Source organism: Rhizobium alarense, assembly GCF_021555155.1.
Taxonomy (GTDB): domain Bacteria; phylum Pseudomonadota; class Alphaproteobacteria; order Rhizobiales; family Rhizobiaceae; genus Rhizobium_D; species Rhizobium_D alarense.
Window position 1 is genome coordinate 1 of the sequence record NZ_JAKGBU010000110.1, and the last position, 14,371, is coordinate 14,371.

The 14,371-nt window shown below is 61.6% G+C and carries 19 protein-coding genes and 1 tRNA gene; 6 read left to right on the forward strand and 14 right to left on the reverse strand.

Annotated elements, in window-relative coordinates; translation table 11 throughout:
* Positions 1-570 precede the first annotated feature (570 nt).
* Positions 571-644: transfer RNA gene (locus LXM94_RS23335), tRNA-Gln, on the forward strand.
* 59 nt (positions 645-703) lie between these two features.
* Here LXM94_RS23335 and LXM94_RS23340 read toward each other — a convergent pair.
* The 7 genes from LXM94_RS23340 to LXM94_RS23370 all read right to left on the reverse strand — a co-directional run bounded on the left by LXM94_RS23340 (position 704) and on the right by LXM94_RS23370 (position 3,674).
* Positions 704-1,735 carry a tyrosine-type recombinase/integrase gene (locus LXM94_RS23340; RefSeq protein WP_235773879.1) on the reverse strand — a complete coding sequence of 344 codons (1,032 nt, stop codon included), beginning with the start codon at positions 1,733-1,735 and terminating at the stop codon, positions 704-706.
* Positions 1,710-1,910, reverse strand: coding sequence for a hypothetical protein (locus tag LXM94_RS23345; protein ID WP_235773881.1), 201 nt, complete (start codon positions 1,908-1,910; stop codon positions 1,710-1,712). Before LXM94_RS23345 ends, LXM94_RS23340 begins: the two co-directional genes overlap by 26 nt.
* Before the next feature lie 104 nt (positions 1,911-2,014).
* The gene (locus LXM94_RS23350) at positions 2,015-2,482 is read right to left on the reverse strand and encodes a hypothetical protein (protein ID WP_235773883.1); all 468 of its coding nucleotides are present in this window, start codon (positions 2,480-2,482) and stop codon (positions 2,015-2,017) included.
* An 11-nt stretch (positions 2,483-2,493) separates the two neighbouring features.
* Positions 2,494-2,880, reverse strand: coding sequence for a hypothetical protein (locus tag LXM94_RS23355; RefSeq protein WP_235773884.1), 387 nt, complete (start codon positions 2,878-2,880; stop codon positions 2,494-2,496).
* Positions 2,870-3,151 carry a hypothetical protein gene (locus LXM94_RS23360; RefSeq protein WP_235773886.1) on the reverse strand — a complete coding sequence of 94 codons (282 nt, stop codon included), beginning with the start codon at positions 3,149-3,151 and terminating at the stop codon, positions 2,870-2,872. The genes LXM94_RS23355 and LXM94_RS23360 overlap by 11 nt, the downstream gene beginning before the upstream one ends.
* A gap of 53 nt (positions 3,152-3,204) precedes the next feature.
* Complete coding sequence (locus LXM94_RS23365) at positions 3,205-3,498, reverse strand: hypothetical protein (protein ID WP_235773888.1); 294 nt, start codon at positions 3,496-3,498, stop codon at positions 3,205-3,207.
* Positions 3,498-3,674 (reverse strand): Arc family DNA-binding protein, encoded by a 177-nt coding sequence (locus LXM94_RS23370; protein ID WP_235773889.1) that lies wholly within the window; start codon positions 3,672-3,674, stop codon positions 3,498-3,500. The genes LXM94_RS23365 and LXM94_RS23370 overlap by 1 nt, the downstream gene beginning before the upstream one ends.
* 101 nt (positions 3,675-3,775) lie before the next feature.
* On the opposite strand from LXM94_RS23370, the gene LXM94_RS23375 reads away from it, so the two are divergent.
* From LXM94_RS23375 to LXM94_RS23395, 5 genes are all read left to right on the forward strand, one after another.
* The gene (locus LXM94_RS23375; RefSeq protein ID WP_235773891.1) at positions 3,776-4,261 is read left to right on the forward strand and encodes an Arc family DNA-binding protein; all 486 of its coding nucleotides are present in this window, start codon (positions 3,776-3,778) and stop codon (positions 4,259-4,261) included.
* A 151-nt stretch (positions 4,262-4,412) separates the two neighbouring features.
* Positions 4,413-4,736 (forward strand): type II toxin-antitoxin system RelE/ParE family toxin, encoded by a 324-nt coding sequence (locus tag LXM94_RS23380; RefSeq protein WP_235773893.1) that lies wholly within the window; start codon positions 4,413-4,415, stop codon positions 4,734-4,736.
* Entirely contained in the window at positions 4,733-5,011 is a 279-nt protein-coding gene (locus LXM94_RS23385; protein WP_235773895.1) for a helix-turn-helix domain-containing protein, read from the forward strand. The genes LXM94_RS23380 and LXM94_RS23385 overlap by 4 nt, the downstream gene beginning before the upstream one ends.
* 232 nt (positions 5,012-5,243) lie before the next feature.
* On the forward strand, positions 5,244-6,191 hold the full coding sequence (locus LXM94_RS23390; RefSeq protein ID WP_235773897.1) for a hypothetical protein: 948 nt from the start codon (positions 5,244-5,246) through the stop codon (positions 6,189-6,191).
* Between the two features lie 2 nt (positions 6,192-6,193).
* Positions 6,194-6,814, forward strand: coding sequence for a hypothetical protein (locus tag LXM94_RS23395; RefSeq protein ID WP_235773917.1), 621 nt, complete (start codon positions 6,194-6,196; stop codon positions 6,812-6,814).
* 207 nt (positions 6,815-7,021) lie between these two features.
* Here LXM94_RS23395 and LXM94_RS23400 read toward each other — a convergent pair whose 3' ends face one another.
* The 7 genes from LXM94_RS23400 to LXM94_RS23430 form a co-directional block, all read right to left on the reverse strand.
* Positions 7,022-9,577, reverse strand: a complete 2,556-nt coding sequence (locus LXM94_RS23400) for a phage tail tape measure protein (RefSeq protein WP_235773919.1) — start codon at positions 9,575-9,577, stop codon at positions 7,022-7,024.
* A 12-nt stretch (positions 9,578-9,589) separates the two neighbouring features.
* A complete protein-coding gene (locus LXM94_RS23405) occupies positions 9,590-10,120 on the reverse strand; it encodes a phage tail protein (protein ID WP_235773921.1) in 531 nt (176 codons plus the stop codon).
* A 58-nt stretch (positions 10,121-10,178) separates the two neighbouring features.
* Positions 10,179-10,544, reverse strand: a complete 366-nt coding sequence (locus tag LXM94_RS23410; RefSeq protein WP_235773923.1) for a hypothetical protein — start codon at positions 10,542-10,544, stop codon at positions 10,179-10,181.
* A 146-nt stretch (positions 10,545-10,690) separates the two neighbouring features.
* A complete protein-coding gene (locus LXM94_RS23415; RefSeq protein WP_235773925.1) occupies positions 10,691-11,209 on the reverse strand; it encodes a hypothetical protein in 519 nt (172 codons plus the stop codon).
* The gene (locus LXM94_RS23420) at positions 11,206-11,772 is read right to left on the reverse strand and encodes a hypothetical protein (RefSeq protein ID WP_235773927.1); all 567 of its coding nucleotides are present in this window, start codon (positions 11,770-11,772) and stop codon (positions 11,206-11,208) included. The genes LXM94_RS23415 and LXM94_RS23420 overlap by 4 nt, the downstream gene beginning before the upstream one ends.
* Positions 11,769-12,212 (reverse strand): hypothetical protein, encoded by a 444-nt coding sequence (locus LXM94_RS23425; RefSeq protein ID WP_235773929.1) that lies wholly within the window; start codon positions 12,210-12,212, stop codon positions 11,769-11,771. The genes LXM94_RS23420 and LXM94_RS23425 overlap by 4 nt, the downstream gene beginning before the upstream one ends.
* A gap of 306 nt (positions 12,213-12,518) precedes the next feature.
* Positions 12,519-13,019 (reverse strand): hypothetical protein, encoded by a 501-nt coding sequence (locus LXM94_RS23430; protein WP_235773931.1) that lies wholly within the window; start codon positions 13,017-13,019, stop codon positions 12,519-12,521.
* Positions 13,020-14,371: the final 1,352 nt, after the last annotated feature.

Here is a 14,371-nt window from a genome sequence, read left to right on the forward strand (position 1 = left end):
CTGGCCGACCGGGCTCAGCGGCCGTATCCGGCCCTCGCCGTCACCCTTGCCGTGGCGTCGACGCTTCTTGCGGCGGGTGGCTTCGCCACCCGCGCCGTTCGGGGAACCTGACTTGAGGGGACCTGCCTCGGATCCGGCCGCGCCGGACTGCGGGCTGGCGGATGCCGTGCCGGCGGACGGACCGGTTGCGCCGCCCTGCCTGCCCTTGCGGCGGCGGGACCGCTTGGGTCGCGCCTCTCCGCCCTTGGCCTGCCCCCCGGATACGGACGGCGCTTCGCCGCGATCGGGGTCGTTCACGTTGCTGCCTATCGCGCCGCGCAAGGCTCGATAAGCCGCAGCAGGCGCTCTCTTGATTTTCGTTGGGTCGACCTTACCAGCGCCGCGCGCTTTCGCCAACTTGTTTTTGCACGGCAAAATACCGCTGCCGCCGGCTGCAAGCCCTACGCGGCGGCCCTTCTCGCCGGCCTGTCCGCGCGAATGCGAAATTTTTGCGAATTCCTATTTGCATCGCCCCCGCTTTTGGTTATAAGCCCGCCACACAGGCACCCGGCCGCGCCGGACCCGCCATGGTGGGGAATAGGTTAACGGTAGACCCACGGACTCTGACTCCGTTAGTCCTGGTTCGAATCCAGGTTCCCCAGCCACCTGATATTTCAACGCTTTTTCCTGTTTTCGATCAGCACCATGGGTGCCGGTTGGACATTCAGTTGGGAGATTTTGTTCTCCTTTCGAGCTTGCGGATCGCGCTTTCGCCGAGCTTCGGGTCGCGATTGAGGTAATGCGCATCGAGAATCGAATGCACGTCTCTCAGGCTGTGGCCGGTGATCGTCGCGATCTCGGCGACCGTGCATTCCATCATCGCAAGCCGCGTGACAGTCGTGCCGCGAAGGTCGTTGAAGGTCACGCCGACGATGCCGGCTGCGTCACGCGCCTTTCGCCAGGAGCTACGAAAGCCGTCCGGCGTCCAGGGCTGCCCCTCGCTGTTGAGAAGCACCCTTCCCTCTTTTTGCCGAACGGCATCGAGTGCCGCTTTCAAGGGCGCGCCGACGGGAATGCTGACGCGCATGCCCGTCTTGCCCTGCCGAAGGCGGATGCGCTCGCCGTCATATTGCTGCCAGGCGAGCTGCAGCAGGTCGCCTTGCCGCTGTCCGGTCCACAGTGCCAGAATGAGCGGCAGATGAAGGTGCGCGGGTGCGCTCGCGAGGAAGGCCGCCTCGTCGTCGTCCGTCCAGACATTCGCGGCCCGCGTGCCCGAATAGAGCCGCCCACCCTTCTCGCAAGGGTTGGCGGCGACGAGGCCGCGCCCCAATGCCCATGACAGGATCCTCGCCAGCACCTGCCAGCCATAGTCGGCCTGCCGGCGCGACGCCTTCGCGCGCCGATCGCGCCATTCGAGGAAGAGGCCGCGCGTCCGCCGATCGGAGAGCGCCGACAGCGGGAAGTCGTCGAAGTCGCGCTCGATCGCCTTGATCAGCTTCACATAGTCCTTGCGCGTCCGCTCGGCGAGGTCGAACCAATCGGAGCTTTCCTGAAAACCGTTGAGGATGGATTGCATCGTACCGGCCGCAGGCTGCACCTTGCGCGCCACGGCCGCGTTGTAGGCGGCGACGAATTCCGGGTCGCCCGGCCTCCCCGGCAGGCGCGGCCCACCCTTCCAGGCATACCAGTAGGTCACGGCCTCGCCGGTCGCCAGAACCTTGCTGACCCGATTAATGCCCCTCAGTCGCACGCGCACGCTTCGCCCTCCATTCGTCGAGGGCCGTCGCCGGCTCGGCCGCTTCCTGCCGGGCAATCACGGTGATCTTGCCGCTCGGGTCGATCTCGATACGTCCGACCACGAAACCTGCCTGCTCGGCGCCCTTGAGCGCCCGCTTTACGTCGACCTGTTTGAACGGTGTCTCACGAGTCATGCCGTCGATCTCCCGAAAACGTGGCCGGCCCCGCGACGCCATGCGGGACCGGCCGAAGCGGTGGCCAGCCGCCAAGGATGAATGAGGCTCCGGCCGGTGCGCAGTTAGTGAGCAACATCGCCCGCACCCATCGTCTGCTGAAACGAGGCGTAGACGGCGACCAACTCACGCTGCGCCATCAGAAAGCTCTCGGCCGCACTTCGCAGCGCCGGCGCGTCTTCTCCGGCAAGCCGCGCCACGCCGTTATAGACGGCGAAGAACACGGCAGGGGTCGCAGAAATCAGCAGGATGTCGTCGCCGAGCGTTTCGAGATCATCGTCCAGGCACGGCCCCTTCGCGAGCACTTCCGCGCCTGTCTCGATATGGTCAAGTCGGTCGAGCACCATTCCGATCAGGAGGCGAACGCCGCGGAGCAGCTCGAGACGGCCGATCGCGGCGCTTTCACCCTGCCCGCCATCGATCGTGCTTTTGTGGATCGCATCGACGAAAGCGTCTTCCAGAACTTCCTGTCGGACGAATTCGCAAAGCAGCGCCGAGCGCGCCATTTTCAGGCGGCCGAGCGCTTGCGTCATTGCTGCCTCTCTCATGCCCGCCCCTCCGGAACCGGGCCGACGCATCGCACCAGGTCGGCCTCGTCGATCCGCTCGCGCGGCGCCAGGATGTGCCCGTCGAACAACAGGCCCGCCCAGAGGGTGCGTTGGCCGTGGTCGCCTCTGGCGGCTGCGACATGGCATCGGGCGACGAAACCGACGCGTCGGCGAACGTCATAGACGCCGTCGCCGTTGAAATGCGTCATCAGCGCAGTCAACGCCTCCAACTCGTCAAGGCAGGCTTCCACCGTTTCAGTCAACTGCGGCGAATCATCGGGGTCGCGATCCGCCGCAACGGAAGCCACGGCCGGCAAGGTTGCGGCGGAGCCGGCTGCGGCGAAGTGAAGGAAGGTTCGGCGGGAGACGAGATCAACGCGCATGACGGCCTCCCATCTTGCCGCTGGCATGGTCGAGATCCTCGCCGATGCGTTCCAGCGTGCGGCGGGTACCGCGTAGCAGACAGCCGAGCCCGAGAAGGACGCTGCAGTCTTCCGGCGTCGCCGACTGGCGCTCATAGAGCTGGTCGGCGGCAAGGATGGCGACGGAAAGCACCGCCACCTGGTCGAGCACCCGGTCGATGCTGTCGCCGACGATCGCTTTCGGATCGCCGCTTGCCTTTCCCTGCGGGTGTGATGTATCGTGCGCTTGCATTTGATGGTCCTCCAGGGCTGTTGATCCAAAAGGGCGACGTTGGTTTTCGAGGCCTAAGCGTCGCCTTTTCTGTTTCCTCTTTTCATGATCCTGTCGCGCGACCTGCGCCCGTTCTGCGATTGCAGTTGCGCGGCCGCGACAGCCATGGTGTCGGCCGGCAGGGCGAGCGACGGCGGGTCGAAGCTGGCCGTGTCCTCAATCACCATCCGGGGACTGTCCAGGACGAGCGGCCCGCCGCTCGTCGTTTCCGCGCGCTGCTTGAAAGGCCACGCGACATCGAGGCGTCGCCGTTGGACGGAGCCGGTCGGCCGATAATTCCATCGATTGAACTTGCGATCCTTGGCCATCACGCGCGCTCCATCCGGGATGCGCCGGCCGGATCGCGAGGGCCTAGCGGATCGAAGAGCGCCCTCTGCAGGTGGAAGACGATCTCGGCATTCATCGAGCGGCAATTGCGCTCAGCTTCTTCCTTGATGCGATCACGCATCCCGTCAGGCAAGCGGAGAGGGTAGCCCTCCTTCATCGATCGATTCTGCATGGTCGCCTCCTATCCGTTGGGTATATCAAAAACATACCCAACGGATAGGTATTGCGTCAAGCCTTAAATGCATCCATTGGATATGTATGACTGAAGAGACGAACCGTGCCTGGAAAGATCAGTATATGCTCCGCTTCCCGGATGGGATGCGGGACCGCCTGAAGGCGACCGCTGAGCAAAACGGTCGCTCAATGAATGCCGAGATTATTACACGGCTTGAGGCGTCGCTCGCTGGTGCGGACGGTGAAGGGGATGCAATAGACCAAGTTTTCACCAGTACCATGCGAAAGCTGGCGGAGAACCTTGCTCCGAAATTTAATCAGAGAATGCTTCGTATGGCCGCGGAGTATGATGAATACAAGCAACTTCAGGTGCAGAGCCTTAGACGTTTCCTAGATTTGCGCGGAGACGTTCTGCGGGAAATCGAGGGTATTGGCGACATCGACTTCGATGAAAACTCACGCCGAGAGTCTCAGCGAGCGCTCTCCATGCTGAAAGCTCGGGCAAATATCCAAGGGTACGATCTCATCAAACGTAAGAAAGGGACCGACACGTCAACTGAGACGGATTAGTCCCCGCCGCCCTTTCTGCGCACGGAATTTCCGCCTGAAACTGTCGAAGTCTCGAATACCGTCGGTAGCAACGACGGTATTCCGCTGCCGGCGTCATTGAGAGTGACGCCGTCCTCTTGCCATATTATCGCATATCCGCTATATAGCTTTCATGAGATGGACGGTCGAGACCCTTGAGGCGGCGGACGCCGAGATTCTGGCCTTGCCGCCCGGTCTTCAGGCCCGGCTCATCCGCCTGATGGAAGCCGTCGAGGCGGTCGGGTTGGAGCAGATGCGCGAGCCGCATGTCAAGCATCTCGACGGCAAGCTGTGGGAGCTGCGCGCCAAGGCCGCCGAGGGCATCGCGCGCGGCATCTATGTCACCGTGACGGGCCGGCGCGTCGTCGTGCTGCACGTCTTCGTGAAAAAATCGCAGAAGACGCCGAAGGGCGCGCTGGAGATCGCCAGGCAACGGATGAAGGACATCGGGCCATGACCAGGATCGCAGACCTCAAGAAGAAGCTGATGGAAAACCCGGAATTCCGGCAGGAATACGAAAAGGCCGACGCCGAGTTCCAGCTCGTCGAGGCGCTCGTGAAGGCGCGCACCCGCGCGAAGCTCTCGCAGGCCGAGGTTGCCCGCCGCGTCGGCACTACGCAATCAGCCATCGCCCGCCTCGAGGGCGGCGGCGTCTCCCCCTCGCTCGCGACGCTGCGCCGCTACGCCGAGGCCACCGGCGCGAAGCTGGAAATCAATCTCGTCCAGAACTGACGGCGCCGATCACGAACATTCGATAAGCCACGCCGCCCCGCACCCCGTCTGCACACGCAAATTCCACCTGCGAACTATCGAGACCGGCGTCCAAGCACAGGTCCATTTCGGGGTAAGCCATCGGGCTGCAAAAGGCAAAACAGCGAACAAGTAAAAGCACAGACTATTCCAATCTTGACTCTGACAACACGCCGTGACGATGTGCTCAAATACACGTTGTCCGGAGTGAGTCATGCTGCAACGCAACCAGCGTTATGTTCTCTATTTCGATATGGCGATGGCGCCTTACCCAAGTGACGCTCCACCGATAGATCTCGCCGAACTCATGCCTCATCTGTACAAGCGTTGCGAGGAAGGCGCTGCGGTCGAGACGATCGACTCCGAACGACGCATCATTCGCTTAACCGAGATGAAGCCTGTTAAGCTGCCAAGTGGTCAAAATGGCATGGCCATGCTTTTCTGCCTTGGCGATCGGGAGAAGGCGGACCCTGGCGTAACCAACATCAAGACTGGCAAGATCAGAGTTTTCGAGAAGGAGGATGACGAGGTCGGCGGACTTTCCGTCCACGCCCTCGTTAGCCTTACGCCGGCCGAGAACGGCAGCCATCTGTATCGCATGGTGATGGAGGACGTGACCGGCTTCGGCCGAACACTCGTTCAAAATTTTATTCGATCACAATTCCGCGTTATTTGCGACGAGCTTGACATCACTTTCAATAGAAACGACAAACGCCCCCTGAAGACAAGACCGATGGTCGAACTGATGGGTCATGCCTCGGAAAAGTTGAAGAATTCTCTGAAGGTAGGACGACTACTCCACATCGAACTGATCAACTATATTGCGGAAGACTTCGGCTTTGACGAAGCCAAATTCTTCAAACAGACGCGCCGTAACCTCAGCCTCTCCGTATCCCCGGCATTGCCGGAAGGGGACGCGTTGACCATCGTCGAAAAAGTGAAGGTCTGGGCAAAAGGCGCCGGCTATGACAGTATGAGGGTCCGCTGGAAAGATCCGGGCACGACAAAACCGCAGAGTGCCAAGATCGATACAGCCAAGCAGGATGCGGGTGAGGCTTTTTTCATCCGGACCTCCGAGGTCAAATTTAAAACACCCCTATCTGATATCTGTGAGAAAATGAGTGATGAGCTGGTCGGCGAAATGGCGAAGCTGATGGTGTAGGTATGTGGCGACTTCTGGTCCCGCTGAAATATTTGAGAATCAAACACCCGGAAAAGCTGAAGTTCGACTTTGTTTTTCCGCTTGTTTTCGCATGCATTTTTTTGGCTCCCGTACTATCACCCGACTTTCGCGCCGCCGCGGCTGACGGAATACAGCTATTGGAAAGATCAAGCGATCTCCTAAGCATCTTGACTGGGTTCTTCGTTGCGGCGTTGGCTGCGGTTGCAACGTTTGGCGGAGACGAGATGGACAAGGAAATGCCGGGAACACAGCCCGTAACATTGACCGACCCATTTCGCCCGCATGATCCCGAGCGCCTGACCAGACGCCGCTTCCTCTGTTTTCTTTTTGGATATCTGGCGTTCGTTTCGCTGGCTGTCTATCTTGTAGGCTTCGCGTTCGCGGCTTTGCAGACCTATGTGATCGCAAAGTATGTCCCGACCTATACTGTCGCATCGTTTATTATATTTTGGGGTCTGTATGGGTTCGCTCTTGGCAATCTGCTCGCGAACACGCTTCTTGGGCTATTCTATCTTACCGACCGTATTCATCGGCCAAATCGAGTCGTTTCTATTCCTCCTCCCAAGAATTCGCCAGCGCCTGACAAAAAGGAAGCAGCGTAGTTCCTCCCCCTGCCCCCTGCATTTATAGGGCGGGTCCTGAAGGGAGGGCGGCTACCAGCCATCGCCGCCATTGCGGGGCGCTCGGCCGAGCTCGGCCGTCCGGTTCTTGCCTGTGTCCGCGTTCACCGCCGGAAAGCTCCTCCTCCGCCACGTAGAAGGCCACGCCGCGAAACGACGCGTGCCGCAGCGTCTTCGCCCAGTCCCGCATCAGAAGCCGCCTCCGCCATTTTGCCCAGCCTCTGACGGTGAACTGTGGCCAGTATTGACATTGATCTTGGTCTGGGTTCCGCCGGATCCTGTAGAGCGCACCGTCACGCTCGCTTTCGCAATTGCCTGCGCGATGATCGCCGCCACGCGGTGCGCCGCCGCCTCCAGGGCGCCACCCGCCGTATTGCCTAGCACATGCCCGATTTGACCGGCCGCGCTCTCGGCTTCGAACGTGAACCGTCCGGCCGCCGCGGCGCCTATCGCTTCGCCCGCCCCGTCCGCCTCGGTGCTGATCGCGCCCGCCGCCGCCCGGCCCATCGCCTCGCCGCCGCGCCGTGCCTCGTCCTCGTCGAAGATCGATTTCAACCGATCGACCAGGCCGGCGAGGGGCAGGCCATCGCCGGCGACGCCCGATTCCTGCAGGGCGGTAAACCGCTCGTCGAACGGCAACCCGCGCCGCTCTACCAGGCTATCGCCATGGCGCGGCCGATCCACCTCGGCAAAGGTCGCGCTATAGTCGTTCGAAGGCAGGCGGGCCATCAACTTCTCGATCGCCTCTGCTGCCGACTGCACCCCCTCCAAAGCCCGCTCCGGCGTCCAGACTTCCATGCCGGCATGGCGTTCGTCGTAGGAAGGCTGTGCATCCGTCGTCACGCGCAGCGCGTCGGCGAGGGCTGGCCGGTTTGCAATCTCCTGCTCCAGCCGGGCCGCCTCGCGCGTCAGTCGCGCCTGCCGTTCGCGCTGCCGCCGCTCGCCACGTGCACGGATAAAATCGTCCTTGTCATCAAGCCCGTCGAACACAGTGTCGGAGATCGGCGCGTCCGCCGGAAAAAACGTCGGATCGTTCCGGCGCGCCCGTTCGGCCTCGCGAGCGCGCTGATACTCGGCATACTGTTCGATCAGCCGATCCCTCGCCAGGTCCGGCTTCTGCTCGGGAATGCCGATCCCGCCTTCAACACGCTCGCCCGGGAAGTCGACGCTCTGCGGTGCGCCGCCGGTTCGCTCGCCGGGCGGTTGCTCGTTCATCGTCTTGCGGCGCGCCTCGTGTTTCGCGAGCCATTCTCGCGCCTCCTCGATGCGCCGGAGAGCGTCACGCGGGTGCTGCACCTCGCCGCGTCCGTAAGCGGCAAAGGCCTCGTCGACCTGGTAGCGGTTCTGCGCGCCGATGTTTTCGGGCATCAGCTCGGCAAAGTCCTTCATCAGGATCCTGCGCGCGTCGTCGGCGGCACCCTCGCCTCTCTGCTCGTCGAGCTTGCCTTCGCCGGCCCGGATCTGCGCATTGCGGTCGATCGTTTCGTTGACCTCCTTCAGGATCTCCGTGCCGGGCGCGATGATCTTTTCCCCGACGGCCGTCCCCACGTTCTGGATATTGTTCATCAGCATCTGGAGCTGCGAGTTGAACGTCTCCAGCTTCTTCGCCGAGACGCCGGCGATGCTGTCGGACGGCTTCTCGTTGTGCTGCCGCACCATTTCCTGATTGCGCATGAGTTCGTCGAGCCCGCCGACAAGACGCATGATCTCGTCGTCGAAGCCCTCGCCGAGCATCGCACCAAGGAAGCTCGCCCGCTCCTGGTTGGAAAACGACCGCAGCCGGTTGAGGAAGGTCATGAGCTTCTGGTTGCCGGCGAGCTTGCTGAATTCCTCGAGGTCGCCCACGATCTTGCCGAGCGCCGTGCGCGCCTTCGGCGAAAGGTTCTCCGGCGCCAGCAGTTTGCCCGTCACCGTGTCCATGGCGCGCGCTGCAACCTCTGAAGGCATCTTGAGATTCAGGAGCGCCGCGCCGTAGCCGGCGATCTCCTCGGCCGACAGGCCGAAATTCCGCAGCGACGCGCCCGCCCGGTCGAGGAAGTCGGCAATGTCGCTCTCGTCGGCGATACCCGAATCTGCCAGGTCGTTGATGAGCGAGGCGAAAGCCGGCATCGTCTCCATCGCCAGGCCGAGACTCTTGTCGAAGCCCGCGAAGACATTGCCGACATCCTCAGCCGACATATCCCAAGCATCCGCCACCTGGTTTGAGAGCTTTGCGAATTCCGCGAGCCGGTCGAGCGGAATGCCGGCGGCCGCGCCGCGTTCGAAAGCCGCCGCCACCTCCTCGCGCGAGACAGGAAGCTGCCGCGTTACGGCAACGATCTGCTCCCGGATTTTCTCCATCTCCTCCGCCGTGGCGCCGCTCTTCTTCTGGATGCCGAAGAGCGCATCTTCGAAATTCGCCGCATCCCGCGTCGCGCCGACCAGTACGGCGCCGAGCGCGGCCGGGCCGACGAAGCGGGCGGAAAGCAGGCCGACCTCGTTTGCGGCAAGTCCCGCCGTCGCCGCCATCGCCGCCGTCCGGCTCGATAATGCCGAGGCCTGTGCGTCCACCATCGACGATGTCCGCATGAAGGCCCCCGCCCGGTGGTCGACCGCCATCGATGTCCGGTGAAAGGCCGTGCTGCGCTGGTCCATCATCGCCGACGTCCGCTCGAGCAGCGCCATCTTGCGCGCCACGCTGCGGAAGGCCGGCGAGGTGAGGTCTTTTGCTGTGATCCTGATGCTGGCTTCGACTTCCCGGGCCATGGCAACGGGCTCCTATCTCACGAGGCGGACGATTTCATGCAACATGCGAGCGGCGAGGCGATCCTCGACGAGGTCGGCGAGGAAACTCTCGAAAAGCTCCGGGTCGTTATTGATTGCGTTGGCCGGGTTCGGGCCGAACAACTCCTCGACTGGATATCGACCAGGGCCGGTGCGCCTCATGACGCGATTGCGGTTGCCTGTGTTGACGAAAGCCGATCGATAGTTCGCAGCTCCGTTGGGGAAGCGAACGGCAACGCCCTTTTTCGTCTGCTTCGGGTTCATCCGTGAAAGGGGATACCAGCCAGCTTCTACCCGGAAGTGTATCTCTTCCGGTCCGTAGCGCGCGACCGTGAAGTCGTTGACATATTTTTGCTGCAGGTTGATTTTTTCGGAGACCCGGCGCTTGAGCTGCGTCCGCGCCATATCCTTGACCCGGCCCATGGCGCGCACCATGACGCGCTGTTTCATCTCGGTTGGCAGAGTTTCGATCCGGCGGCGCAACTGCGCCATGTCGCGCATGTCGAGGCTGAGAGCCGGTGTCATGAGGCTTTTTCCCGCATGTCGACATACTGGCCGGCCCAGTAGAACAATTCGGCGACGGTCATGCGCTCGACCCGGGCGCTGTCCCATCCGAGCCGGAAGACGAAGTGGGCGGCGACGTCGCGGGCGACGTCGGCACTAGAAAAAAATCGCAGATGGCCTTTTCGACACGCATGCTGTCGACCGCGTTGAGGTCGAGCAGGCACTCGGCAGGCGGCTCCGACGCCAGGCGCTGAACGTAGCCGTCGACCGTCTCCGGATAGGTGAGCAACATCACCTTACCGTTGCCGCCGCTCTGCAATTCCTGCGGTCGACCAAGTCCAGAGAGAAATATATCCGCATAGGTCGGTTCGCGTAGTACAACGGAGTTGAATATTTTCCCATGCGCTTCGTAGCTTTTCGAGAGCGCGACGGTAACTTTCGCCATGATCATTCTCCAGATAGATCTAATATCTCGCGTTGGTTGCAATACTGATGCGATCTTTAGCGAGATTTAGCAGTTTTAGTTTAGTTTAGGCTTGATCTTTAGTTTTTGACTGGCGAAGATCCGGGGTCGCCCCGCCTCGCAGGCCTTCACAGCGGGGTACGGTCCCTAAGTGGAGGGGGATGTGCTCCGGCAAGAGCCGCCGCATTTCGGCGTGCATAGGTGTCGGTTGCCAGCGCCCCGAAGAAGTCCGCCCTTGGCGATGCCGACGCCTGAGATTGCGGGCGTTGCGGTTCGTCGCCTCGGACCGACACGCGATCCCATGGCTTCTCGACACGGGCCTCTTTCCCGCCGCGTCGTTTATCCCACACCGACGCATGCATCCCGCGCCAGAATTCGGAAGGAGAAACCGAGGCCCGGGCCGGCGGCGCCGTGGTCGATTGCGCCGCATGAGCTTCCACCCGCTCCCGTTCCAACGTGGCAATGACCTGCGACGACAAGCCAGGCGCGGTGGCCGTGGCCGGATGGCTCGGCGGCAGACCCTTGGCGACGCCGAGTGCTCGGGGCGCGCCCGTTATCGACGTGTCAGCCAGTATCCTGTTTGCGTGTGCCTGCGCACTTTCGACGATAGTGCGCTGCGATCGATAAATGTCGGCGAGTAAGCTCATGGCAGCACCTTGTCGTGAGCGAGCACGGCACGTGGATCGGCGTCCATGCGTCGCAGAATGTGGAAGCCGACCGTTTCGGCCGCCCGGATCATGCTTTCCTCGGAAAGCTCGGCATCGAGGATATCGCGATCGATCTCGCGAAGCCGCGCCGCGCGCGCCTCGCTGGTCATGCCGTCGCCGGCCGCATACTCGGCTTCGACCTCGGCCTTCATCTGCTCGCGTGCCGTCTCGCCGAGATAGGCCCACAGGATTTCGTTGATGCCCGTGTTTGGCATACGGTAGCCGGCAGGCCCGCGCGTGAAGCGTTCCGGACCAGGCAGCCATTCAGTGACGGGCGCCATCAACACGTCCATGTATTGATCGACGCGCGCCAGCGCCGTGGCCTTGTCAACGACAGCGTTTTCGACCGCTCTACGGTTGTCCCGGAGAGACGCGATGTGCTGCCGGATTTCCTCGACATTGGCAGCTGCGTCATTCGCCGCCGAGCGTGTCGCCGCGACTGATGCGGCGATCTTTTCCTTGAACGGATTGTGCCGCCCCAGTTTCTCCAGGAGCGTCGTCATGCCCGCGCCTCCCTGATGAAGGCTTCGCAGCGTACGTGCAGTTCGTTGGCGGCCGTGGCGTCCTCCTGCGCCTTCTGCTGGTCGATCTGGCTGGCACGCATTTCTTTCGCGAGCGCCGCGAGCTCTACCTCGACGGCCTGCCGTTCCTTGCGAAGGTTCTCCATATGCTCAGAATTCAGCCTGCCGCCGACCCAATCGCCACCGCTGGTGAAGCCGATCGGCGCCAACCGATCCTCAATGTTCCTCAACTTCGCCTCGAGTGCATTCTTGCGGTCGTACATCTTGGTACATTCTTCGCCGAGACGGGATGCCTCGGCGATCATCTTTTTCCTGACGTCGGCAAGAACCTTGATCCGGCCAAAATTCATCGTGTGAGTCTCGTCCACTTCCGCATCTCCATAGTTTGAGAGGGCTCCCGGATCACTAACGAGAGCCCTCATGGCCGGCGGTCAGAGGCCCGCCCGCCCGTTTGCCGACGTCCAAGGAACGGGAAAAGACGGCGGCAAATCACTTTCAAAAACCAACCTCCCACCGCCGGGTGGAAATTCAAACACCACTTGAATTTCCATCTTGCCGATCGCGCCGTTAACCTGTGAACCGCGCCGTTAACCGTGTTAACCCTGTAAACCCAGATTTTCGGCCTGTTGGTCTGCCTGCATTTCGGGGTCGCCCCGCCCCGCCAGCCTTGGCGAGGCCTGTACGGTCCCTAGGCCAGAGGGTGTATGCAGTGGATATACCCCTTCGCCTCAGCCCTCGCGACCAGCCAGAATGTTCGCGATCTGCTTTGCGCCGGGGATCTTCTCCCCCGTGGCCAGGATGCGCCACCAGGTCGCGGCGGGCTCGACGGCCGGTGCGGTCATCGCCTGCCGTTCGCGCGGCCACCGGTCTGCCTCATAGCGGTTCGCAGATGCCTTCATGAGGTGCGCAACGGCGCCAGGCGCAAGCGCTCGCCAATCGGCCTCGCCTTGCCACAGCCGGCGCAAGAGCGTGTTGCGCCGCGCGAGCCGGTCGGCCTTGGCCGGCGAGACGCCGCCCCAGCTCTTCAGGCCGAGCGCGACGTCAAGGCTGCTGATGCCGTCGGCCAGCCAGCAATCGAGTCCCTCGAGGATGAACTCGCGGGCCTCGGCTGAAATCGGCTCGGCGCTTTCCAGGTGGTCGCGCAGTTCCCGAAGTGCGGAAACCGGCGTGAACCGCTCAACCCGTTCGTCGTCTTTTTGCTGTTTCGTTTCGCCGCGCCGCGTCGTCATGGAGCCACTCTTTCGGAGCGGCTGCACCCGATACCCGGCCGAAATCGGCTATAACCCTTCGTTTGGGTCGCTAGGGGCGGTTGATATCTTTGAGTTAGAGATATCGACCCAAAGGTTTTTACAAGGAAATCAATATGTTTGGCCGCTAGGGCCGCTAGGGAAGGTAAATTTACCTTTATATATACGCGCGCGAATAGTCCGTTGAAATTTTCTTTATCTATCGGGATGCATCTTTGGTGTGAAACTATTTTAATCACGCGCGCACACGCATGTATAACCCGGAAATTACCTTCCCTAGCGGCCCTATCGGCCGAACCTACTGAATTTGCTAAGGAAATGCTTGGGTCGGAAAACGCCAGAGGCTGCTTTTCCTTCCCTTGCGGAGCCGTACCGTCCCTGCCGAGGGGTCGAAACGACCGCCACGGCCTGACGGCTGACCAAAGGGTGCGGGTCCGCGAGGGAACCGAGTGCCCTTCCGACATCACAAACCGCCACCTGCAAACTGCGTCGGGAAGCTGCTCGGCAACTAACTTGGCACTAGATCGAAGGGTGCGGGTAAATTTTGCGATGGCGCCACCCACTACTTGACCTCTTTCGCCCGAGGTCGGCCGCGCCGGGGTCTTGTCGTGGCCGGCGAAGACGTGGACTCTTCAGAGAAGAGCTCCGGCTGGTCATTAGGTGTCTGTGGTTGAGAAGCCAGGCGGACGCGCTGGTAGACGGTACTTCCGCACTTCCGCGACCTGATGCCAGCGAGCGCCAATTGCCGGCCGAGCGCTGTTTTCGACATGATGATGTTGCCGGTTCCGCTAGCCCATGAATTGTAACACGCGATCATGTCGCGGGCTGGAACTTCACAACCACTGTCCGCCACAACGCATGCGGCGATAAACTCTTTCGCCTGCTCCCCATGGTCGGCGGTAGCCGTGCGAGGGCCATTGACAGGGGGAAGGTTCAAGTCCGCCCACACCCTTCGCGCCGCCTGAATGCCGAACACCAGATGAGCGACCCTGACGGCCTCGAGGCGATCGGCAAACGACACACTGCACGAAGATTGCGCCTCCGGAATGCAGTCTGTAGTAGCCATCACGAGACGTGCCAGCATACCGGTATCTTGGTTGGCAATTTCGGTGTAAGTATTTGAAATGACATAGTTGGACTTTCTCACATTTGGAGAAAAAGCCATTGAACTTCAAATAAACGTCAGGGACTCTGACTCCGTTAGTCCTGGTTCGAATCCAGGTTCCCCAGCCAAACTTTTCCCGGTCCATTCTGGAGACATGGGTTACGGTTTATACCGGAGACATGGGTAACACTTTTGGCCCGAAGGGGTCTTGGAGTGGTTCGAGCCTGCA